Source organism: Rhizobium sp. NLR8a (genome assembly GCF_019685235.1).
Taxonomy (GTDB): domain Bacteria; phylum Pseudomonadota; class Alphaproteobacteria; order Rhizobiales; family Rhizobiaceae; genus Rhizobium.
This window is the reverse complement of sequence record NZ_JABDWI010000007.1, coordinates 225,458-245,400: the sequence shown is the minus strand read 5'-3', so window position 1 is coordinate 245,400 and position 19,943 is coordinate 225,458. Positions and strand designations below refer to the sequence as shown.

The 19,943-nt window shown below is 63.1% G+C and carries 17 protein-coding genes and 1 pseudogene; 3 read left to right on the top strand and 15 right to left on the bottom strand.

Annotation, left to right across the window (positions count from 1 at the left end; genetic code table 11):
- The first annotated feature begins 26 nt into the window (after positions 1-26).
- The gene (locus HJC04_RS15510; protein WP_210631478.1) at positions 27-989 is read left to right on the top strand and encodes an AEC family transporter; all 963 of its coding nucleotides are present in this window, start codon (positions 27-29) and stop codon (positions 987-989) included.
- Here HJC04_RS15510 and HJC04_RS15505 read toward each other — a convergent pair.
- Genes HJC04_RS15505 through cysG form a run of 5 tightly spaced genes read right to left on the bottom strand, consistent with a single transcriptional unit; the run spans position 957 to position 6,162 of the window.
- Positions 957-2,168 (bottom strand): UbiH/UbiF family hydroxylase, encoded by a 1,212-nt coding sequence (locus tag HJC04_RS15505; RefSeq protein WP_221122852.1) that lies wholly within the window; start codon positions 2,166-2,168, stop codon positions 957-959. The two genes, HJC04_RS15510 and HJC04_RS15505, sit on opposite strands and share 33 nt — an antisense overlap.
- 38 nt (positions 2,169-2,206) lie before the next feature.
- Positions 2,207-2,719, bottom strand: coding sequence for a DUF934 domain-containing protein (locus HJC04_RS15500; RefSeq protein ID WP_210631480.1), 513 nt, complete (start codon positions 2,717-2,719; stop codon positions 2,207-2,209).
- A 10-nt stretch (positions 2,720-2,729) separates the two neighbouring features.
- Complete coding sequence (locus HJC04_RS15495) at positions 2,730-4,400, bottom strand: nitrite/sulfite reductase (RefSeq protein WP_221122851.1); 1,671 nt, start codon at positions 4,398-4,400, stop codon at positions 2,730-2,732.
- A gap of 8 nt (positions 4,401-4,408) precedes the next feature.
- Positions 4,409-4,723: a DUF2849 domain-containing protein gene (locus HJC04_RS15490; protein WP_010014500.1), complete on the bottom strand. Its 315-nt coding sequence runs from the start codon at positions 4,721-4,723 to the stop codon at positions 4,409-4,411.
- A 2-nt stretch (positions 4,724-4,725) separates the two neighbouring features.
- A complete protein-coding gene (cysG, locus tag HJC04_RS15485; protein ID WP_210631482.1) occupies positions 4,726-6,162 on the bottom strand; it encodes a siroheme synthase CysG in 1,437 nt (478 codons plus the stop codon).
- A 268-nt stretch (positions 6,163-6,430) separates the two neighbouring features.
- Here cysG and HJC04_RS15480 point away from each other — a divergent pair, with 268 nt between their 5' ends.
- Both HJC04_RS15480 and mazG read left to right on the top strand, forming a co-directional pair.
- Positions 6,431-7,018, top strand: coding sequence for a deaminase (locus HJC04_RS15480; RefSeq protein WP_210631483.1), 588 nt, complete (start codon positions 6,431-6,433; stop codon positions 7,016-7,018).
- A gap of 6 nt (positions 7,019-7,024) precedes the next feature.
- Positions 7,025-7,858 (top strand): annotated as a pseudogene (gene mazG, locus HJC04_RS15475) (nucleoside triphosphate pyrophosphohydrolase); the annotation flags it as partial.
- 364 nt (positions 7,859-8,222) lie between these two features.
- Here mazG and hflX read toward each other — a convergent pair.
- From hflX to dusB, 10 genes are all read right to left on the bottom strand, one after another.
- Positions 8,223-9,548, bottom strand: a complete 1,326-nt coding sequence (gene hflX, locus HJC04_RS15470; RefSeq protein WP_221122849.1) for a GTPase HflX — start codon at positions 9,546-9,548, stop codon at positions 8,223-8,225.
- 77 nt (positions 9,549-9,625) lie between these two features.
- Positions 9,626-9,868 (bottom strand): RNA chaperone Hfq, encoded by a 243-nt coding sequence (gene hfq, locus HJC04_RS15465; RefSeq protein ID WP_003539403.1) that lies wholly within the window; start codon positions 9,866-9,868, stop codon positions 9,626-9,628.
- 111 nt (positions 9,869-9,979) lie between these two features.
- Entirely contained in the window at positions 9,980-10,843 is an 864-nt protein-coding gene (locus HJC04_RS15460; protein ID WP_221122848.1) for a D-amino-acid transaminase, read from the bottom strand.
- 60 nt (positions 10,844-10,903) lie between these two features.
- Positions 10,904-12,268, bottom strand: a complete 1,365-nt coding sequence (locus tag HJC04_RS15455) for a sigma-54 dependent transcriptional regulator (RefSeq protein ID WP_210631486.1) — start codon at positions 12,266-12,268, stop codon at positions 10,904-10,906.
- On the bottom strand, positions 12,258-14,528 hold the full coding sequence (locus HJC04_RS15450) for a PAS domain-containing sensor histidine kinase (protein WP_221146572.1): 2,271 nt from the start codon (positions 14,526-14,528) through the stop codon (positions 12,258-12,260). Before HJC04_RS15450 ends, HJC04_RS15455 begins: the two co-directional genes overlap by 11 nt.
- Positions 14,529-14,741: 213 nt before the next feature.
- On the bottom strand, positions 14,742-15,731 hold the full coding sequence (locus HJC04_RS15445) for an aldo/keto reductase (protein WP_221146571.1): 990 nt from the start codon (positions 15,729-15,731) through the stop codon (positions 14,742-14,744).
- A gap of 80 nt (positions 15,732-15,811) precedes the next feature.
- Positions 15,812-16,096 (bottom strand): hypothetical protein, encoded by a 285-nt coding sequence (locus HJC04_RS15440; protein ID WP_221146570.1) that lies wholly within the window; start codon positions 16,094-16,096, stop codon positions 15,812-15,814.
- Positions 16,097-16,317: 221 nt separating this feature from the next.
- A complete protein-coding gene (gene ntrC, locus HJC04_RS15435) occupies positions 16,318-17,769 on the bottom strand; it encodes a nitrogen regulation protein NR(I) (protein ID WP_210631489.1) in 1,452 nt (483 codons plus the stop codon).
- Entirely contained in the window at positions 17,766-18,920 is a 1,155-nt protein-coding gene (locus HJC04_RS15430) for a nitrogen regulation protein NR(II) (protein WP_210631490.1), read from the bottom strand. The genes ntrC and HJC04_RS15430 overlap by 4 nt, the downstream gene beginning before the upstream one ends.
- Positions 18,917-19,936, bottom strand: coding sequence for a tRNA dihydrouridine synthase DusB (gene dusB / locus HJC04_RS15425; protein ID WP_221146569.1), 1,020 nt, complete (start codon positions 19,934-19,936; stop codon positions 18,917-18,919). Before dusB ends, HJC04_RS15430 begins: the two co-directional genes overlap by 4 nt.
- Positions 19,937-19,943 lie beyond the last annotated feature (7 nt).

Below are 19,943 nucleotides of genomic sequence, written 5' to 3'. Positions count from 1 at the left end.
CCTTCCCGCGAAAACCGGACTTTCCCTTGGCCGACATCATCAGCCTGCTGCTGCCGTTCTTCGGCCTGATCCTGATCGGTTATGCCGCCGCCAAGGCGACGAAGCAGCCGGCCGTAGCGCTCGGCTGGCTGAACACCTTCATCATCTACGCCGCCCTGCCCGCTTTGTTCTTCAAGCTCGTCTCGCGCACGCCGATCGAAGAGCTGACGCGGCTCGATTTCATCGTCACAGATATCGCCGCGACCTATGCGGTCTTCATCCTGCTCTTTGTCATCGGCCGTTTGGTGCGCGGCAATCCGCTTGATGAATGCACCATCCAGTCCTTTGCCGGCGCCTATGGCAATATCGGCTATATGGGGCCTGGGCTGGCGCTGCTGGCGCTCGGCGAAGGGGCTGCCGTGCCGGTGGCGCTGATCATCTGCTTCGAGAACGCGCTGCATTTCATCGTGGCGCCGGCGCTGATGGCGGCAGCCGGCGACGACAAGCGCTCGGCCGGCCGGCTTGCCGCCGATATTGCCCGCAAGGTGGCGCTGCATCCCTTCATCCTGTCGACGGCGGCGGGCTTTGCCGTCGCCGCCTTCCACATCGATCAGCCGCTGGCGTTCCAGCGCCTCGTCGACTACCTCGCCCAGGCGGCCGCGCCCTGCGCCCTCTTCGCGATGGGGGTGACGCTGGCGCTGAGGCCGCTGAAGCGGATTCCGGCTGAGATCGGCTACATCGTGCCGGCGAAGCTGATCCTGCATCCGATCGCGGTTTTCATCGCGCTGACCGCTGTGGGCGGTTTCGAGCCGGTCTGGATCCAGGCGGCCGTGCTGCTGGCCTCGCTGCCGACGGCGACCAATGTCTTTGTCATCGGCCAGCAATATGGCGTCTGGCAGGAACGGGCCTCGGCGACGATCCTGATCACGACGGTGCTTTCGGTGGCCAGCGTTTCGCTCTGGCTGATCGCGATCCGCTCAGGCCTTCTTCCGCTTCAGCTTTTCCCTTAGCGAGTCCGGAATATCGCGGAAGCCCCGGCCCGGCTCGATGCCCTCGCGCATCACGAGGTTGCGCAGCGGCGGAATGGCCGAGAGAAGATGCAAGCCGGCAGCGCGCAGCATCTGAACGGGGAGGAAATCGGAAAGCAGCGAGCGGTTGAGCAGATCGACGCTCGCGGTGCGCGTCATGATGTCGGCGCGGCGACGGCGGTCGAAGCTTTCGCCGGCATCGGCCGGCAGCGGCAGTTCCGCCCTGTCGCAGAGAATGTCGGTGAGCGCCATGATATCGCGCAGGCTGAGGTTCAGCCCCTGCGCCCCGATCGGCGGGAAGACATGGGCGGCCTCGCCGATCAGCGCGATGCGCCCCTTGCCGAAACGATGAGCCATCATGCCAGACAGCGGCCAGACCTGCACACCTTCCTCAATGCTCACCTTGCCGAGCATGGACTGCATCTGCGCCTCGACGAGAGAGCCCAGTTCGGCCAGCGGCAGTTCCATGCGGGCGGTCGCCTCGGCGGGATCCTGCACCCAGACGAGGCTGGAGCGGCTTCCTGGCAGCGGCACCTGGGTGAAGGGACCATGCTTGGTGTGGAATTCGCTCGATATATTCTGGTGCGGCAGCGAATGGGCGAAATTCAGCACCATGGCCGATTGCGGATAGGACCAGTTGCGCATGCCGATACCTGCCGCCTCGCGCAGCTTCGAGCCGCGGCCGTCGGCGCCAACGGCAAAATCGGCCGTCATCGTCTCGCCGCCGGCAAGCGTGATCGACACCCTCTCGGCGGAGATGTCGATCGATTCGGCCATTTCGGTGAAGCGGGTGATATTGCCCTCGCCTACCGTGGCCGCTTCGAGGATCTCGGTCAGCGCTGTGTTGGGGAAATTGTAGCCGAAGGCATCAAGGCCGACCTCGGCGGCGCGGAAAGTCGTGGTCGGCGCCCGCAGCAGCCGGTCGGTGCTGTCGATGATTCGCATGCTGGTGAGAGGTGCTGCCGCCGAGCGCAGCTTTTCCCAGAGCGTCAGGCGGTCGAGGAAGCGGATCGACTGATCCATCAGCGCCGTGGTGCGCCGGTCCTCCTTTGCAGCAACGGGAGCCACCAGCGCCACACTGCGGCCGCCGCGGCCAAGCGCAATGGCGGCGATCATGCCGGCGAGGCCGCCACCGATCACCGCGATTTCGAATGTCTTCATGCTATATTTCCGCCATCGTAAAGAGGCGGACCGGCCGCTTATGCGGCCGGCTTCGCCTGACGGCGCCAACTATAGCCCTTGCCGGCTTCGGCGTCACGCACCGCCGGCTGATAATGATGGGGAATGCCGGGAAGACGGTTTTCGGCGAGCCGCTTCAGCGCCGTCGCGTTGGTCACGGCAAAGCTGTCGATGCCGACACGCAGCATCAGCGGCACCTGATCGATCAGCACGTCGCCGACGGCGCGCAGCTCGCTGGTGTAACCGAGCCGCTGGCGCAGCAGCGAGGCATGGCTGAAGGCGCGGCCGTCGTTGAAGGCGGGAAAGGCGACCGCCACGATTGCAAGGCGATCGAGATATGGCTCGAGGCGGCGCACGTCATCGGCCGGCTTGATCAGCACGCCGAGGCCGACATCATTGCTTTCACCGGCCCTGGCGATCAGTTCGTCGAGGCCGAGCAGCGGCTTCTGCGCGCCTGTTGCCTTCACCTCGTCGGTTTCAACAACCCAGGGATCGTTGTCGACAAAACCGGTTTCTCTCCAGATCTTCGTCATCATCCCCTCCTTAAGCCGCTTCGGCGGCCGAGCCGTAGAGCGCATCCTTGAACGGCTGCGGCCCGACGCGGCGATAGGCGGCGAGGAAGGTTTCGGACGGATCAAGCCGCAGGCCGAGATAGGTGTCGACGATCGTCTCGATCGCATCCGTCACCCGGTCCGGCTCGAAGCCGCGGCCGATGATTTCGCCGATCGAGGTATGTTCGTCGCCCGAACCGCCAAGCGTGATCTGGTAGAGTTCGGCGCCCTTCTTCTCCACGCCGAGCAGACCGATATGGCCGACATGGTGATGGCCGCAGGCATTGATGCAGCCGGAGATCTTGATCTTCAGCTCGCCGATCTCGGCCTGGCGCTCGGGACTACCGAAGCGGCGGGAGATTTCCTGTGCGACCGGAATGGAGCGCGCATTGGCAAGCGCACAATAGTCGAGCCCCGGACAGGCGATGATATCGGTGATCAGGCCGGCATTGGCTTCGGCCAGATTGATGGCGACGAGGCCACGATAGACAGCTTCGAGATCGGCCAACGCCACATGCGGCAGAATGAGGTTCTGCTCATGGCTGACGCGGATTTCGTCGAAGGCATATTCTTCGGCGAGATCGGCGATGGCCTCCATCTGCGCATCGGTGGCGTCGCCCGGAATGCCGCCGATCGGCTTCAGCGAGATCGTCACCATGCCGTAATCGGGATTCTTGTGCGGCTGCACATTCTGCTGGACCCAGCGGGCGAAGGCCGGATCGGCCTTCTTCCAGCGGGCGAGGTTTTCCCAGCCCTCGGCGCGCTCGGGCAGAGCAGGCAGCGCGAAATAGGCAGCGATCGCCTCGACATCCCGTTCCGGCAGCTTGAGTTCGCTATCCCTGAGCGCGGCGAATTCGGCCTCCACCTGCCGCGTCAGTTCTTCGGCGCCGGTTTCGTGCACCAGGATCTTGATGCGGGCCTTGTACTTGTTGTCGCGGCGGCCGTGCAGATTGTACACGCGCACGATCGCCGTGGTGTAGGAGAGCAGATCCTCCTCGGGCAGGAAGTCGCGGATCAGCTTGGCGATCATCGGCGTGCGGCCCTGGCCGCCGCCGACATAGACGGCAAAGCCGATCTCGCCCTTGTCGTTCCTCTTCAGGTGCAGGCCGATATCGTGGACCTGGATCGCGGCGCGGTCGCGCTCGGCGCCGGTCACGGCGATCTTGAACTTGCGCGGCAGGAAGGAGAATTCCGGATGGACCGACGACCACTGGCGCAGGATTTCCGCATAGGGCCTGGGATCGGCGATCTCATCGGCGGCCGCACCGGCGAAGTGATCGGCGGTGACGTTCCGGATGCAGTTGCCCGAGGTCTGCAGCGCGTGCATCTCGACGCTCGCCAGATCGGCAAGCGCATCGGGAATGTCAGACAGCTTCGGCCAGTTGAACTGCAGGTTCTGGCGCGTGGTGAAGTGGCCATATCCGCGGTCATAGGTGCGGGCGATATGGGCGAGCATGCGCAGCTGGCGCGCGCTCAGCGTGCCGTAGGGAATGGCGATGCGCAGCATATAGGCATGAAGCTGCAGGTAGACGCCGTTCATCAGGCGCAGCGGCTTGAACGCATCCTCGGCAAGCTCGCCCGAAAGGCGGCGCTGAACCTGGTCGCGGAACTGCTCGACGCGCTCGCTGACAAAGGCATGATCAAATTCGTCGTAACGGTACATCGTCTTCCTCAGACTGCAATGAATTCGGGATCGGCAGGAGCGTAGCCCGGCGCATATTCCATGGTCGGCCCTTGCGCGCGGATGCGCTCGCGAAGGCGCAACGGCCAGAGAATGCCGTTGGTTTCCTGAACATCGACGACGGCGACGTCAACGACCTCGTTGTCGGCATAAGACTTTTTGCCAATGGCTTCCAATGCTTCGACGGCTTCGTTGTGACGGGCGACAAGCGCCTCCTGCAGCGAGGTCGACCATTTGCCGTTCGCATCCAGCCAGACGGCAATGCCGTCCGTCAGCCGGTTGGCTGTCAGAACCTTGTCACCCATATTCAGCTCCTTGCAAGTTCCTCGAGCCGGGCGTTCTCGCGCGTCAGCGGCTCGGACAGTTCGAAATTGGCGCCGGCGACAGCATCGCCGATAATGACCATGACCGGCCCGGTCAACTCGTCGCGATGCTGCAGATCGGGCAGATCGGCGAGCGTGCCATGCAGCAGACGGCGCTCGGTGCGGCTGGCATTCTCGATGACGGCGACCGTGGTCTCGGAGGGAATGCCGGCCCGCATCAGCCGCTCGGCGACCGAGGCGGCGACCGTGCGGCCCATGTAAACGGCGATCGTCGCGCCGGAGACGGCAAGGCTTGCCCAATCGGGCAGCACGTCGCCGGTGAGATCGTGGCCGGTCGTGAAGACGAGCGAGGAGGCAACGCCGCGCAGCGTCAGCGGCAGCTCGAAATCGGCAGCGGCAGCGAAGGCCGAGGTGATGCCGGGCACAACCTCATAGGTGACGCCGGCGGCGCGCAACGCGGCCATCTCTTCCCCTGCCCGGCCATAGACCAGCGGATCGCCGGATTTCAGGCGGACAACGCGCTTGCCCTGGCGGCCGAGCTCGACGAGCAGTTCGTTGATCTCTTCCTGGGACTTCGAATGGCAGCCCTTGCGTTTGCCGACGGAAAGCCGCTCGGCATCGCGGCGGCCCATATCGACGATCGCCTGCGGCACGAGCGCATCGTAGACGATGACATCGGCTTCCATCATCACGCGCTGAGCGCGCAGCGTCAGCAGATCTTCAGCCCCCGGACCGGCGCCGACAAGCCAGACATGGCCGGCGACCCGATCCATGGAATGCAGCAACCGGTCGGCGGCGTGGCGAGCCTGCGGCAGATTGCCATTGGCGATTGCGTCGGCAACGGGGCCGGAGAAGAACCGGCGCCAGAACACCCGGCGGGAAACGCCGCGGGGGACCAGCTGTTCAACTGATCTGCGGTAGTTCGTCGCCAGTGCGGCCAGGCGCCCGAGCGAGGGGGAAAGAAGCTGGTCGATCTGGGCGCGGATCATCTGCGCCAGAACCGGTCCCGCGCCTTCGGTGCCGATCGCAACGGCGACGGGGGCGCGGTTGACGAGCGCCGGCGTGAAGAAATCGCAGTAATCGGGCTGATCGACGGCATTGGCGGGGATATTCGCGGCGCGGGCGGTGTCGGCGATGCGGCGGTCTTCGGCCTCATTCCCGGTGGCGGCAAAGACAAGGGCCGCACCCTCGACCTGGCCGGCGGAAAAGCCGGCGCGCACCGTCTCGATGCGGTTGGCGATCAGAAAGGCATGATAATCGGCTTCCGGCTGGTCGGCATAGGCGATAATCCGCGCCCGCGTGTTCAACAGCAGCCGCACCTTGGCGAAAGCCTCGTCACCATTGCCGAAGACAGCCGTCTTCTGGCCTTCCACGCGAAAGAAGGCTGGAAATACCGAAAGCTGCTCAGTCCTGGAAGACATTATCAATCCACTTCGAAGTTGCCAGAATATGCCCGTGATCGACAAGGGATTGAAGGAACAGAAATCCGAAAGCCCAGGCAAGCGCGTATTCTTTTGCTCGCCTCATCGGCGATTTGAGAAAAGTCAACCGTGCTGACGACAACCACCTGTTCCCACTCTCTTTGTTGCGGTGCAGTGTAAAGCCTGTGGCAAACGACGTCCACCGGCGTTTGCCGCATTTCGCTCGTGCCGCCAAGGCGATAGACTGTGGCAAAACCGGAGACCATCAATGCCCGACAAGACCATTGCCGCCCGCCTTCTTTCGGTTATCGAGGATGATATCCTGCCGCTGACGGAACGCGGCGTCTCCTTGGGCAACAAGGTGTTCGGCGCAGCGATCCTGCGCAAATCCGATCTGTCGCTGGTCGTCGCCGAGACCAATAACGAGCTCGACAATCCGCTTTGGCATGGCGAGGTGCATACGCTGAAGCGCTTCTACGAGCTTGGCGACAAGCCGGCGACCAAGGACCTGATCTTCCTGTCGACGCACGAACCCTGCACCATGTGCATGTCGGCGATCACCTGGGCCGGCTTCGACAATTTCTACTATTTCTTCAGCCACGAGGATTCCCGCGACGCCTTCGCCATTCCGCATGATCTGAAGATCCTGAAGGAGGTCTTCGGGCTTGAACCCGGCGGCTATCGCAGGCAGAACGCCTTCTGGAACAGTTTTGCCATCGCCGATCTGGTCGAGACCGAGGAAGTTTCTCGGAAAACGGCGCTGAAGGCGCAGACCGCCCGCATCAAGGCGCGCTACGACGCGCTGTCTTCCACCTACCAGTCGTCGAAGAGCGCCAACGACATTCCGCTTAATTGAGGCACCATGGAACCTTCCAAAGACATTTCACGGCTGATCGAGATCATGGCGGCGCTGCGTCATCCCGAAACCGGCTGCCCCTGGGACATCGAGCAGAATTTCCAGACGATCAAGCCCTACACGATCGAAGAAGCCTATGAAGTCTCCGACGCGATCGAGCGCGGCGATATGGACGATCTCTGTGATGAACTCGGTGACCTGCTTCTACAGGTCGTCTTTCACGCCCGCATGGCCGAGGAGGCCGGCGAATTCTCCTTCGGCGACGTGGTCAACGCCATCACCACCAAGATGATCCGTCGCCACCCGCATGTCTTCGCCCGCTCGGAAGCGGACACACCCGACGCGATGAAGATCCAATGGGACGAGATCAAGCAGGCTGAAAAGCGCGAGCGCGCCGAGCGCCGGGCCAGGCGCGGGATCACCGAGGATTTCAAAGGCGGCTTCCTGGGCTCTGTGCAGCGCAGTTTTCCAGCGCTGACCGAGGCGCTGAAGCTGCAGGAACGCGCCGCCAAGGTCGGCTTCGACTGGTCAGCGCCCGAGCCGATCCTCGACAAGATCGAGGAGGAGATCGGCGAACTCAGAGTGGCACTTCGCGATGGCGACCGCGCCAAGGTCAGCGACGAACTCGGCGATCTGATCTTCGCGGTCGTCAATATCGGCCGACATGTGAAGGCTGATCCGGAACAGGCACTACGCGGAACGAACACGAAATTCAGACGCCGATTCAGCTATATAGAGCATGTTCTTGAAGCGGAAGGCGAGACGCTTGAAGGCGCGACGCTGGAGCGAATGGAGGAAATCTGGCAGGCGGCGAAGGCGATCGAGAGGGCTGTGACGGCAGCCCCACCCTCCGTCATGCTCGGCCTTGAGCCGAGCATCCACACCTCATCCACCAGCGCCAGTGGCATGGATCCTCGGCTCGAGGCCGAGGATGACGGAGACTGAGGTTGGCTTCTCGCCAAACTAGCCGGCCTGAGGAGCTAACGCATTGCCACGAGACTCTTCTCCCCAGCGGGGAGAAGATGCCGGCAGGCAGATGAGGGAGCGAGCGACAATAGGAGCGAGGCACTGAGCGCAAGCGAAGGGCAACATGGATGTTCTGCCGTGTGTCCCCCTCATCCGACCCCTTCGGGCCACTGACCGGGATCGAGCCGCGGGTCTCGACCCGTCCTTCGGCCCCCTGGCCGAGAAGGAAAAAGCCGCCTTACCGCTCCCAATCTTCCTTCGAAGCCTTCGGCCCATTGCCGATGCGGCGCTCGAGTTCGGCCGCCTCGGTTTCCGACAAGCGCAGATCGAGCGTGATCGAGCCGTCCTCATTGTCCTCGCGGCCGTCGACGATCGCGTGGTCGTAGAGCCAGGGCAGCAGCGCCAGCTTGTCGACGGGAAGGCGGATCGTCGTTTCGGTCATCACGCCGGAAAGCCTGCGGCTGATCTCGTCCATCAGCGTATCGACGCCCTCGCCGCTGACGGCCGAGACGGCGACAACGTTGCTGGCGCCCGCCGCCCTCTGCACCATAGTGTCGTGGACCTCAGGCTCCAGCCGGTCGATCTTGTTCCAGACCTCGATCAGCCGCTTCTCCGCTTCGGCCTCATCAATGCCGAGGTCGCCGAGGATGCGCATCACATCGGAGCTCTGCGCCTGGTTGTCTGGATCGGACATGTCGCGGACATGCAGGATGAGGTCGGCTTCCAACACCTCTTCCAAGGTGGCACGGAAGGCGGCGACGAGGTGGGTCGGCAGGTCGGAGATGAAGCCGACGGTGTCGGACAGGATGACGGTGCGGCCATGCGGCAGCTTCATGCGACGAAGCGTGGGGTCGAGCGTGGCAAAGAGCATGTCTTCGGCCAGCACGCCGGCACCGGTGATGCGGTTGAACAGGGTCGATTTGCCGGCATTGGTGTAGCCGACGAGCGCGACGATCGGATGCGGCACCTTGCGGCGCTTGGCGCGATGGAGCTGGCGGGTGCGCACGACCTGTTCCAGCTCGCGTTCGAGCTTGATGATGCGGTCCTGCAAGAGCCGCCGGTCGGCTTCGATCTGGGTTTCGCCGGGGCCGCCCATGAAGCCGCCGCCGCCGCGCTGGCGTTCAAGGTGGGTCCAGCTGCGCACCAGTCGGCCCTTCTGATAGTTCAGATGGGCGAGATCGACCTGCAGCGTGCCTTCCTTGGTGGAGGCACGGCGGCCGAAAATTTCAAGAATTAGGCCGGTCCGGTCGATGACCTTGGCGTTCCATTCTTTTTCGAGATTGCGCTGCTGCACCGGGGTCAGCGGATGATCGACGATGACGAGACCGGAATCGCGCTCGTCGAGCAGCGCCTTGATCTCCTCGATCTTGCCGGTGCCGAGCAGGGTCGCCGGTCTCGGATCATTGACCGGCACGATCGAACCGTTGACGACGTCGAGGTCGATCGCCTGGGCAAGGCCCGTCGCTTCTTCGAGCCGGCTTTCCGGCGTGCGGGTCGAGGCCGATTCCGTCTGGCCGCCGCGGCTGCGCGATTTCAGAACCGGCACGACGACAGTCGCGCGCATGTCGTCCCTGTGCTTGGCGGCCTCAGGGATGATCGAATCGTTCTTGGTATCGCGTGTCGAAATGACGGCTGATCCTGTTAGGACGCGGCTTCTTCGCTCTCGAACATCTGCATCGGCTGACCCGGCATGATCGTCGAGATCGCATGCTTATACACCAGCTGCGAGTGGCCGTCACGGCGAAGAAGAACACAGAAATTGTCGAAAGAGGTAACAACACCCGTGAGTTTCACGCCGTTGATCAAAAAGATTGTCAGGGAAATCTTTTGCTTGCGAACAGTATTGAGAAATAAGTCCTGCAGATTCTGAGAACGTTCCGCCATCGCGCCGCTTCTTTCTTTATTGCCGACCCGAGTTGGCCGGTAGAATATCAATCAACCTCTCCATGCGAGACCGGCAGCACCCTCATTCCACCGGTCCAGCAAATCTTGGTATCAAATCGCAATCTTTTCCGCAACGTCGAAAAAGGCTTCGCGGACTTTCTGCGAGATGCTGCCGGGATGGCCGTTGGCGATCGGCAGGCCATCGACGGAAACGACCGGAAAACAGATACTTGTCGCTGCCGTCAGGAAGACCTCGCGGGCTGCGAGCATTTCGGAAACGGAGAAATTCCGCTCGGCGATTTTCAAGCCCAGCCTGGCGGCCACGTCGAACAATGTGGTGCGGGTGATGCCGCGCAGGATGCCGTGTTCGGCCGGCCGCGTCACCAGCGTTCCACCCGAATCGACCATCCAGACATTGGTCGCCGCCCCTTCCTTCACCATGCCGTCGCCATCGACATAGATCGCCTCCTGGGCACCGGCTTCCTTGGCCTGCTGGCGGGCCATGGCATTGGGCAGCAGGCCGACGGATTTGATGTCGACGCGGTCCCAACGGTTGTCGGTGACGGTGATCGCCTTGATGCCGTTGGCGTTCTTGGCCGCGATGATCTTCGGGTCGGTGCTCTTGGCGGTGATCACAAGCGAGGGCGGCGTACCCTCGGCTGGGAAGACATGGTCGCGGCGAGCGACGCCGCGCGTCACCTGCAGGTAGAAAAGCCCGTTGCGCACATGATTGCGGCGCAGCGTCTCGCGAATAACCTGCGTCAGCGCGGCCCGACTCATCGGCCAGGCGATGCTGAGCTCCCCGAGCGAACGGTCGAGACGGTTCAGATGGCGGGTGAGATCGACGATATAGCCGTGACGCACCTCGCACACTTCGTAGACCCCGTCGGCGAACTGATAGCCGCGGTCCTCGATATGCACGCTGGCATCGGAATGCTTGACGTAGCGGCCGTTCACATAGGCGATTCTCGGCATGGGAAACCTGGTCTTCGAGATGTGAGAGAGACCGGGCGCGGCGTTGCCGCGCCGGTATGATCAGACGCCGAGCGACTTCAGCTTGCGGTGCAGCGCCGAGCGCTCCATGCCGACGAACTCGGCGGTGCGCGAGATATTGCCGCCGAAGCGATTGATCTGGGCGATCAGATAATCCTTCTCGAACATCTCGCGGGCTTCGCGCAGCGGCAGCGTCATGATGTGATAATCGTTCTTGGCCGAAACCTTGGGCAGCATGTCGCCGAGATCGGTCGGCAACATGTCCGCGGTGATCGGCGTATCCGGGCCGTCGGTGCGGGCAAGGATCATCAGCCGCTCGATGTTGTTGCGCAGCTGGCGGATATTGCCCGGCCAGTCATGCGCCTGCAGCACCGCCATGGCGTCATCACCGATGCGGCGCGGACGGATGCCGGCCTGTTCCGATATCTGGCGCATCAGCTGGTCGACGAGGAAGGGAATATCCTCGCGGCGCTCGGCAAGCTGCGGCACGCGCACCGGCACGACGGCCAGGCGATGATAGAGATCCTCGCGGAACCAGCCTTCGGCGATGCGGCTTTCGAGATTATAGGCCGTCGAGGAAATGATGCGGACATCGACCTTGACGCGCTTGGATCCGCCGACCCGCTCGAACTGCTGATCGACCAGCACACGCAGGATCTTGTTCTGCGTCTCGCGCGGCATCTCGCCGACCTCGTCGAGATAGAGGATGCCGCGATGGGCCTCCTCGAGTGCGCCGATCTTGCGCGCCTGGCCCGGCGTTCCCTCGGTGCCGAAGAGCGCCACTTCCATGCGATCGGGCGTGATATTGGCGGCGTTGAGCGCCACGAAGGGGCCGTTGGCACGGGCCGACTTCTTGTGGATCATCCGCGCTACCAGCTCCTTGCCGGAGCCGGACGCGCCGAGAATCATGATGCGGCTGTTGGTCGGCGCCACCTTCTCGATCGTCTGGCGCAGCTGCGAGACGGCGACCGAAGTGCCGATCAGTTCCAAGGCGTCGCCGGTGCGCCGTTTCAGCTCGGAAACCTCGCGCTTGAGCTTGGAATTTTCCAGCGCGCGCTCGGCGATCAAAATCAGCCGGTCGGCCTTGAAGGGCTTTTCGATGAAATCGAACGCGCCGCGCTTGATCGCCGAGACCGCGGTTTCGATGTTGCCGTGGCCGGAGATCATCACGACGGGGAGATCGGGATGACGGGTCTTGATCTCATCCAGCAGCGACAGGCCGTCGAGCTTGCTGCCCTGCATCCAGATATCGAGGAAGATCAGCCGCGGCACGCGATCGGAAATCGCCGCCAGTGCGCTGTCGCTGTCATGGGCCGTGCGTGTCTCATGACCTTCGTCGGAGAGAATGCCGGAAACGATCTCGCGAATATCGTGCTCGTCATCGACGACGAGAATATCAGAGGCCATAAGCGCTTTCCTTGTCATTGGCTGCGGGAGCGGCGGGCGCTGGCTCCAGGCGTGGCAGATGCACGCGGATCATGGCCCCTCTTCCCCGGTCAAAATCGGCGGGCGCATCGTGCAGCTCGAGCTGCCCGCCATGTTCCTCGATGATCTTCTTGACGATGGCGAGGCCGAGGCCGGTGCCCTTCTCGCGCATCGTCATATAGGGTTCCAGAATGCTGTGGCGGTTTTCCACCGGCAGACCGCGACCATTGTCGATCACGTCGACGGTGAAACGGTCGCGGGCCACATCGAGCGCGGCGCGCACGAGAACCTTGCGCTCGTCCCGTTCGTCACTCGGAACGGCTTCCAGCGATTCCACGGCATTCTTGATAAGATTGCCGAACGCCTGGCCGAGCATGCGACTGTCGAACAGGCCCTCTAGCGGCTTATCGCCGAACTCCGAGAGGAAGGTGACGTGATGATTGCCCATCTCGCGGAGGAAGATCGCGTCGCGCAGGATATCGCGCAGGTCGCTCGGCTCCTTGGTCGGCTTGGGCATGCGGGCGAAAGCGGAAAATTCGTCGACCATGCGGCCGATATCACCGACCTGGCGAATGATCGTATCCGTGCACTGATCGAAGACGGTGCGGTCGTCCTGGTTGATCTGCTTGCCGTAGCGGCGCTGGATGCGCTCGGCGGACAGCTGGATCGGCGTCAGCGGATTCTTGATCTCATGGGCAATGCGCCTTGCCACGTCACCCCAGGCAGTCGAGCGCTGGGCGATGACGAGATCGGTGATATCGTCGAGCGTGATCACGTAGGATTCGCTCATGTCGCGCACTTCCTCGCGGGTGACCTGCACGCTCAGTGTTCTCACCGTGCCGCCGCGCACGAGCGCGATCTGCTTGCGGAAATCGCCGCGATGACGCACCGCCGCCTCGGTCAGCACCTGATCGACCTCGGGCGCAATGTCGGCGAGCTGCTTGCCGAGCATCTCGTCGGCCGACAGCGACATCAGCGTCTCGGCCGAACTGTTGACGATGGCGATGCGGCGATCCTGTTCGACGCCGATGACGGCGGCGGTCACGCCCGACAGCACCGCTTCGATGAAGCGACGACGATCGTCGACCTCGTCCTTGGCTTCGAGGATCTCGTCGCGCTGGGTGCGGATTTCCGAGATCATCTTGTTGAAGGTGCGCGACAGATTGGCGACGTCGCCATCGACGGCATGCACCGGCACGACAATATCCATATTGCCCGATGCAACGCTGTCAGCCGCGGTGATCAGCAGCCGGATCGGCCGCACGATGCGGTCGGCGACCGCAATTGCCGTCCAGATCGCCGCAAGCAGCACGATCAGCGCGAAGCCGATGTAGAGCACGGCGAAGGCGATCTGCAGCGAGAAGCGGTTGGCCTCCATCGAGCGGTATTCGGTGGCGTTTTCCTCCATCATGCGCATGGCGCCCATGACCTTGGGATCGACGGCCCGCACCGTATAGAGAAACGTGCCCTGGATGGCATCGAGCTTGATGATGGCGCCGACGAGGTTGGTGACTCCGGGCGGGATCAGCGTCGGCTGGCCGGCCGCCGCCTTTTCCAGCGCATCCTGCGGAATGGCCGGCAACGGTTTTTCCGTGGCGATATCGGCCTGGACGACCACCGAACCGTCGCTTTCGACAAGGAAGGCGCCGAGCAGGCCGCGGCCCCTTGCCTGGCGCGTCATCAGTTCGGCAAAGCCCGTCCTGTCGAGGCTGTAAAGGGCGCGGTTGCGCTCCAGGTCGTTGGCCATGGACACCGTCTGCCCCTGCAGGTAGCTGGCGTTCTCCATCATATAGGCCTGGCCGATATTGCGCGACGAGCTGACGATCGACTGGGTGCGCAGCGCAAACCAGCGATCGAGGCCGGCATTCAGCGTAATGCTGGCGAAGATCGCGACGAGGATCGCCGGCGTGATCGCGACGATCGAGAAGAGCACGACGATACGAATGTGCAGGCGCGCAGCCGCCCTGCCCCGGGTGCGCGCCTTGAGCAGCCTTGCCACCTCGCGGGCGATCAGCGCCAGCAGTGTCAGGACGAAGAAGGAATTGACGATCACCGAGGTGATGACGACATGCGAGGTCGGCGCGATCGGCGTCAGGCCAAGCAGTATGAAGAGTGTGATCGTGGCGCAGAGCAGCGCGCCGCCTGCGAGCACGAGGCCGGGCACGGCGAAAAGCGCGCGGCGATCGGTCACCGTCGTCACCGCCTCGGCCGCCGCCGCCGGCGCTACCCCATCCTGCGTCATTCGGCCTCTCTTCAGACGGCATCCGCCGTCCCGCCAACCGATCGAAACCAAACAACGCCGGCTCAGGAGAGCCAGCGTCGGAACGACTCGATCGGGAGCGAAATGTCCAAAACCCTTGCGTGACCTTTAAGCAACGCATTGTGGCGAAAATGCAACGCGCCTCGTCATGTTGTCAAGGCGAAGCGCCCGCAGCCTCACAGTTTTGGCGACTGTTTAAAAGCGACGCGGTTCTTCCGGTTTGTTTCCGGCAATCGCATCAATGCGCTCCAACACATCAGCGGTCAGCTTGTGCCTGTGCGAAAGGGCCGCGAGATTATCCTGCAGCTGGCTGGCGCGCGAGGCGCCGAGAATGACGGTCGAGACGTTGCGATTGGCGAGGCACCACAAAAGCGCGAGATGGGTAATCGATAAACCGATCTCGTCCGCGAGTTTTGCGAGTTCGCCGACTTGTCGGAGCTGAGCGCGGCCGGCATCGCTCGACCATTTTTCCTTCAGCCATTCGTAGCCGGGCAGATTCATGCGGCTGTCGGCGGGCACGCCGTTATTGTATTTGCCGGTCAGGACGCCGGAGGCGAGCGGCGACCAGATCGTAGTGCCAAGGCCGAGCAGTTCGTAGAGCGGGAGATAATCGGCCTCGACCTTCTGGCGCTCGAAGATGTTGTACTGCGGCTGCTCCATGGTGGGCGGCGTGATGCGCAGGTCGCGGGCAACGGCATAGGCTTCGGTCAGTTGCTGGGCAGACCATTCGGACGTTCCCCAGTAGAGCACCTTGCCCTGGGCGACGAGATCGTGCATGGCCCGGACCGTTTCCTCGACCGGCGTGTCGATATCAGGGCGGTGGCAGAAATAGAGATCGAGGTAATCGACCTGAAGCCGCTTCAGCGCCGCATGGCAGGCATCGGTCACATGCTTGCGCGACAGGCCGCGCTGCGTCGGCCTCTCACCTCCCCAGAAGACCTTGCTCGAGACGATGAAGCTGTCTCGGCTCCAGCCCAGTGACTTGAGCGCTTCGCCCATGACGATCTCCGACTTGCCGCTTTCATAGCCTTCGGCATTGTCGAAGAAGTTCACCCCGTTATCATAGGCAAGCCGCATGAGGTCGACAGCGTCGCCGCCATTCACCTGCTTGCCGAAAGTGACCCATGAGCCGAAGGAGAACTCGCTCACCTTCAGGCCCGATTTTCCCAAACGACGATATTCCATCACGCAGCTCCCGCAGGTTAGAAAATGCGCCGACCGTTAACCGAGGTCGGCATCGCACGATCGATCGGCGACCGATCGGTCTAATCTATGGCGTCCGCGCGGATATACGAGGCGCAGCCCGCTAAATTGGCCGCCTGAAACACGATGCCGCGGCTCTGGTCAGCCCGACCGTAAAGAAAAGGGCGCTCCACGGCATCAGCCGGAGCGCCCATGGCATGCGGGCGACGACAATTGCGGCGGAAGTCGACAGCAGCAGCGGCAGATGACGAGATGCGGAACAGATAGGCAACATGCGAGCGGATTTGGGAATGCTCTCGCCCGTTGATCGAGCCATGCCATCCACCAGTTATCCACAGCTTATCCACAGGCCCGGCGCCGATGACCGCAGCAACTTCAATGACATTTGGTACACGGCAAATAATAGCTCACAAATACTATGTGACCATTGAATGACACTGCGATTTTGTTTGCCGGCGCAGATACAAACCGCGACCGAGCTTGGATAGATTAGGTTTTGTTCCCGACCGTGGCGGCGGATACTGGGGAGGAGTGGCGGTGGGCAAACGAGGAGCCCACCGCCTTTTTTTCAGGCGGTGCGGGAGCTTCTGTAAACAGAGACGCCGAGTTCCCTGATCTTCTTGCGCAAGGTGTTGCGGTTGAGGCCGAGCAGGTCGGCCGCCTTGATCTGATTGCCGCGCGTTGCCGTGAGCGCAGCGAGTATCAGCGGATATTCCAATTCGGTCAGCACGCGATCATAGAGGCCCGGCGGCGGCAGGTTGTCGCCGAAGCTCGCAAAATAGGTGCGCATGTTCTCCTCGACCGCCTGGGCGATCGTCATCGAGCCACTGCGGATCGGCCCCTTGTCGATCGGGCTGTCGGGCACGTCGGAGCGCAGCTCGGCATCGATGATCTCGCGGGTGATGACATCCTGCGGATAAAGCGCCATCAGCCGGCGGATGAGATTTTCCAGCTCACGCACATTGCCCGGCCAGGCATAGGCCTTCATCAGCTCCAGCGCTTCCTGATCGAAGCGTTTGGAGCCGAGCCCTTCCTTCTCGGCCTGCTGAATGAAATGGCGCACGAGATCGGGAATGTCCTCGGCGCGGTCGCGCAACGGCGGCAGGCGCAGCGGCACGACATTGAGGCGATAGTAGAGATCCTCGCGGAACAGGCCCTGATTAATCGCCTGCTTCAGATCCTTGTTGGTGGCGGCGACGATGCGCACATCGGTGCGGATCGGCGTACGGCCGCCGACGGTGGTGTATTCGCCCTGCTGCAGCACGCGCAGAAGCCTGGTCTGGGCGTCCATCGGCATGTCGCCGATTTCGTCGAGAAACAGCGTGCCGCCTTCGGCCTGTTCGAAGCGGCCGGTCGAGCGCGTCTGCGCGCCGGTGAAGGCGCCCTTCTCGTGGCCGAAGAGTTCCGATTCGATCAGGTCGCGCGGGATCGCCGCCATGTTGATCGCCACGAAGGGGCCGTTGCGGCGCTTGCCGTAATCGTGCAATGCGCGGGCGACGAGCTCCTTGCCGGTGCCGGATTCGCCGGTGATCATCAGCGTCAGGTCGGTCTGCATCAGCCGGGCGAGCACACGGTAGATTTCCTGCATCGCCGCCGAGCGGCCGACCAGCGGCATGCCGTCCTGCATATCCTCTTCGAGCTTGGCGGGCTTGCGCTTCGGCTCGGCGAGCGCCCGGCCGATGATGCCGATGAGTTCTGTCAGGTCGAAGGGCTTCGGCAGATAGTCGTAAGCGCCTTTCTCGGAGGCCTTGATGGCGGTCATGAAGGTGTTCTGGGCGCTCATGACGAGGACAGGCAGATCCGGACGGGCCTTCTTGATGCGCGGCAACAGGTCGAAGGCGTTCTCGTCCGGCATCACCACGTCTGTGACGACAAGATCGCCCTCACCCGCCGAGATCCAGCGCCACAGCGTTGCGGCGTTGGAGGTGATGCGAACGTCATAACCGGCGCGGCTCAAAGCCTGGTTGAGCACGGTGCGGATGGCGGCATCATCATCTGCAACGAGGATCGTGGCTGTCATCGAGAAGGTCCTGTCGAGCTTGCGGAAGAAGCATCCTCGAGCGAGGCGTCCTTCGACGCCGGCATGAGAACGCGGAAAGTCGTGCGGCTGTTCTGGCTGTCGCATTCGATGATGCCGCCGTGATCGCCGATGATCTTGGCGACCAGCGCCAGGCCGAGGCCGCTGCCATTCGTCTTGGTGGTGATGAAGGGATCGAAGAGATGCGGCAGCAGGTCGGCAGGAACGCCGGGGCCATTGTCGTGGACGCAGAATTCCAGCGGCAGCGAGATCTTTTCGCGGGTGCCGGCGACCGAAAGACGGATGCCAGGACGATAGGCGGTCGTCAGCATGATCTCGCCATCCGGCCGATCGCCGACCGCTTCGGCGGCGTTCTTCACCAGGTTGAGGAAGACCTGAACGAGCTGGTCGCGATTGGCATAGACCGCCGGCAGCGACGGGTCGTAACTCTCGGTGATGCGGATATTGCGGGCAAACCCCGCCTTGGCGACCGCCTTCACGTGATCGAGCACGGAATGGATGTTGACCGGCATGCGGTCGACCGGGCGTTCGTCGGAAAAGACCTCCATGCGGTCGACCAGCGAGACGATGCGATCGGTCTCGTCGCAGATCAGCCGGGTCAGTGCCCGGTCGTCGTCGATGACGGATTGTTCGAGCAGCTGGGCGGCGCCGCGGATGCCGGAGAGCGGGTTCTTGATCTCATGGGCCAGCATCGAGGCAAGCCCGGTCACCGAGCGGGCGGCGGCGCGGTGCGTCAGCTGCCGGTCGATCTTGTCGGCCATCGAGCGTTCCTGAAAGACGATGACGACGGCGCCGGGCTCGCTCAGCACCGGGGCGACATAGAGATCGACGAGCTTGTCCTGGCCGAGGCGCGGCGAACTCAGATCGACGCGGTATTCGTTCACCGGCGCCTTGCGCTCACGCACCTGGTCGATCAGGGCGAGCAGCGGACTGCCGAAGGGAATGAAGGTCGAGATCCGGTATCGCGCCAGATGCGAGGCGCTGGCACCGAAAAAGGCCTCCGCCTCCCAATTGGCGAAGGCGACGAAACCGGATTCGTCGACCATGACGACCGGGTTCTGGATGGCGTTCAGCACGGCCATGGCAACGGTTCCGCCGGCGTAGTCGGGCGGAGAGGTCATATCCTTGTTCATGCCGCCTCCCGGCTATCGAGCGCACCTGCAGCCAGCGCGTCATAAAGGCGCCCGGCTACCTCACGCGGGTCACGCGAGGTCATGATGTCTGCCTTCTCGCCACCGGCAAGCGCGGGAGCAAAACGCTCGAGATACCAGCCGAGATGCTTGCGGGCATGGCGGATCGCCACCGCCTCGCCGTAGAAGTCGAGCATCATCCGGTAATGTTCGACGGCGATATCGGCAATCTCTTGGCGTCGCGGCTCCGCCACTCCGGCGAGCACGCCGGCATGCCACGGCCTGCCCTGGCAGCCCCGGCCGATCATGACGGCATCGGCGCCGGACCGGCGCAGGATTTCCTGCGCGTCGTCGGCGGTCTCGACGTCGCCATTGGCGATCAGCGGAATGGAGATGACCTGGCGGACAGCGCCGATCGCTTCCCAATCGGCGCGGCCTTCGTAAAACTGCATGCGGGTGCGGCCATGAATGGTCACGAGCTGGATGCCGGCCGCCTCGGCGCGGCGCGCAATGTCGGGCGCGTTGATGGAATTCTCGTCCCAGCCGAGGCGCATCTTCAGCGTCACCGGAATGTCGACGGCCTTGACCGTCGCCTCGATCAGGCTGAGCGCGTGATCGGGATCGCGCATCAGCGCCGAGCCGGAATAGCCGCCGATCACCTTCTTTGCCGGACAACCCATATTGACGTCGATGATATCGGCGCCATGATCGGCAGCGATTTTCGCCGCTTCCGCCATCCAATGCGCGTCGCGCCCGGCGAGCTGCACCATATGCGGCCGGAAGCCAGCAGCCTTCAGCCGCGACCAGGATTCGGCGGTGTCGTTGACCAGCTCGCGGCTCGCCACCATCTCGGTGACGACGAGGCCGGCACCGAAGCGCCAGGCAAGCTCACGGAAGGGCATATCCGTGACGCCGGACATCGGCGCCAGCACAACGCGGTTCCGCACGGAAACGGGTCCGATTCGGAAAGGCGCTGCGAGATTCTTGCAAATCAAATGATTATCTTTCAGGCACACCATGGAACTG

What these genes read in the sequence shown, in the direction of transcription:
- HJC04_RS15505 (WP_221122852.1), bottom strand. Translation starts at nt 2,168, where the DNA reads ATGAAGACATTCGAAATCGCGGTGATCGGTGGCGGCCTCGCCGGCATG.
- HJC04_RS15500 (WP_210631480.1), bottom strand. Translation starts at nt 2,719, where the DNA reads ATGACGAAGATCTGGAGAGAAACCGGTTTTGTCGACAACGATCCCTGG.
- HJC04_RS15495 (WP_221122851.1), bottom strand. Translation starts at nt 4,400, where the DNA reads ATGTACCGTTACGACGAATTTGATCATGCCTTTGTCAGCGAGCGCGTC.
- HJC04_RS15490 (WP_010014500.1), bottom strand. Translation starts at nt 4,723, where the DNA reads ATGGGTGACAAGGTTCTGACAGCCAACCGGCTGACGGACGGCATTGCC.
- cysG (WP_210631482.1), bottom strand. Translation starts at nt 6,162, where the DNA reads ATGTCTTCCAGGACTGAGCAGCTTTCGGTATTTCCAGCCTTCTTTCGC.
- HJC04_RS15480 (WP_210631483.1), top strand. Translation starts at nt 6,431, where the DNA reads ATGCCCGACAAGACCATTGCCGCCCGCCTTCTTTCGGTTATCGAGGAT.
- hflX (WP_221122849.1), bottom strand. Translation starts at nt 9,548, where the DNA reads ATGCGCGCGACTGTCGTCGTGCCGGTTCTGAAATCGCGCAGCCGCGGC.
- hfq (WP_003539403.1), bottom strand. Translation starts at nt 9,868, where the DNA reads ATGGCGGAACGTTCTCAGAATCTGCAGGACTTATTTCTCAATACTGTT.
- HJC04_RS15460 (WP_221122848.1), bottom strand. Translation starts at nt 10,843, where the DNA reads ATGCCGAGAATCGCCTATGTGAACGGCCGCTACGTCAAGCATTCCGAT.
- HJC04_RS15455 (WP_210631486.1), bottom strand. Translation starts at nt 12,268, where the DNA reads ATGGCCTCTGATATTCTCGTCGTCGATGACGAGCACGATATTCGCGAG.
- HJC04_RS15450 (WP_221146572.1), bottom strand. Translation starts at nt 14,528, where the DNA reads ATGACGCAGGATGGGGTAGCGCCGGCGGCGGCGGCCGAGGCGGTGACG.
- HJC04_RS15445 (WP_221146571.1), bottom strand. Translation starts at nt 15,731, where the DNA reads ATGGAATATCGTCGTTTGGGAAAATCGGGCCTGAAGGTGAGCGAGTTC.
- ntrC (WP_210631489.1), bottom strand. Translation starts at nt 17,769, where the DNA reads ATGACAGCCACGATCCTCGTTGCAGATGATGATGCCGCCATCCGCACC.
- HJC04_RS15430 (WP_210631490.1), bottom strand. Translation starts at nt 18,920, where the DNA reads ATGAACAAGGATATGACCTCTCCGCCCGACTACGCCGGCGGAACCGTT.
- dusB (WP_221146569.1), bottom strand. Translation starts at nt 19,936, where the DNA reads ATGGTGTGCCTGAAAGATAATCATTTGATTTGCAAGAATCTCGCAGCG.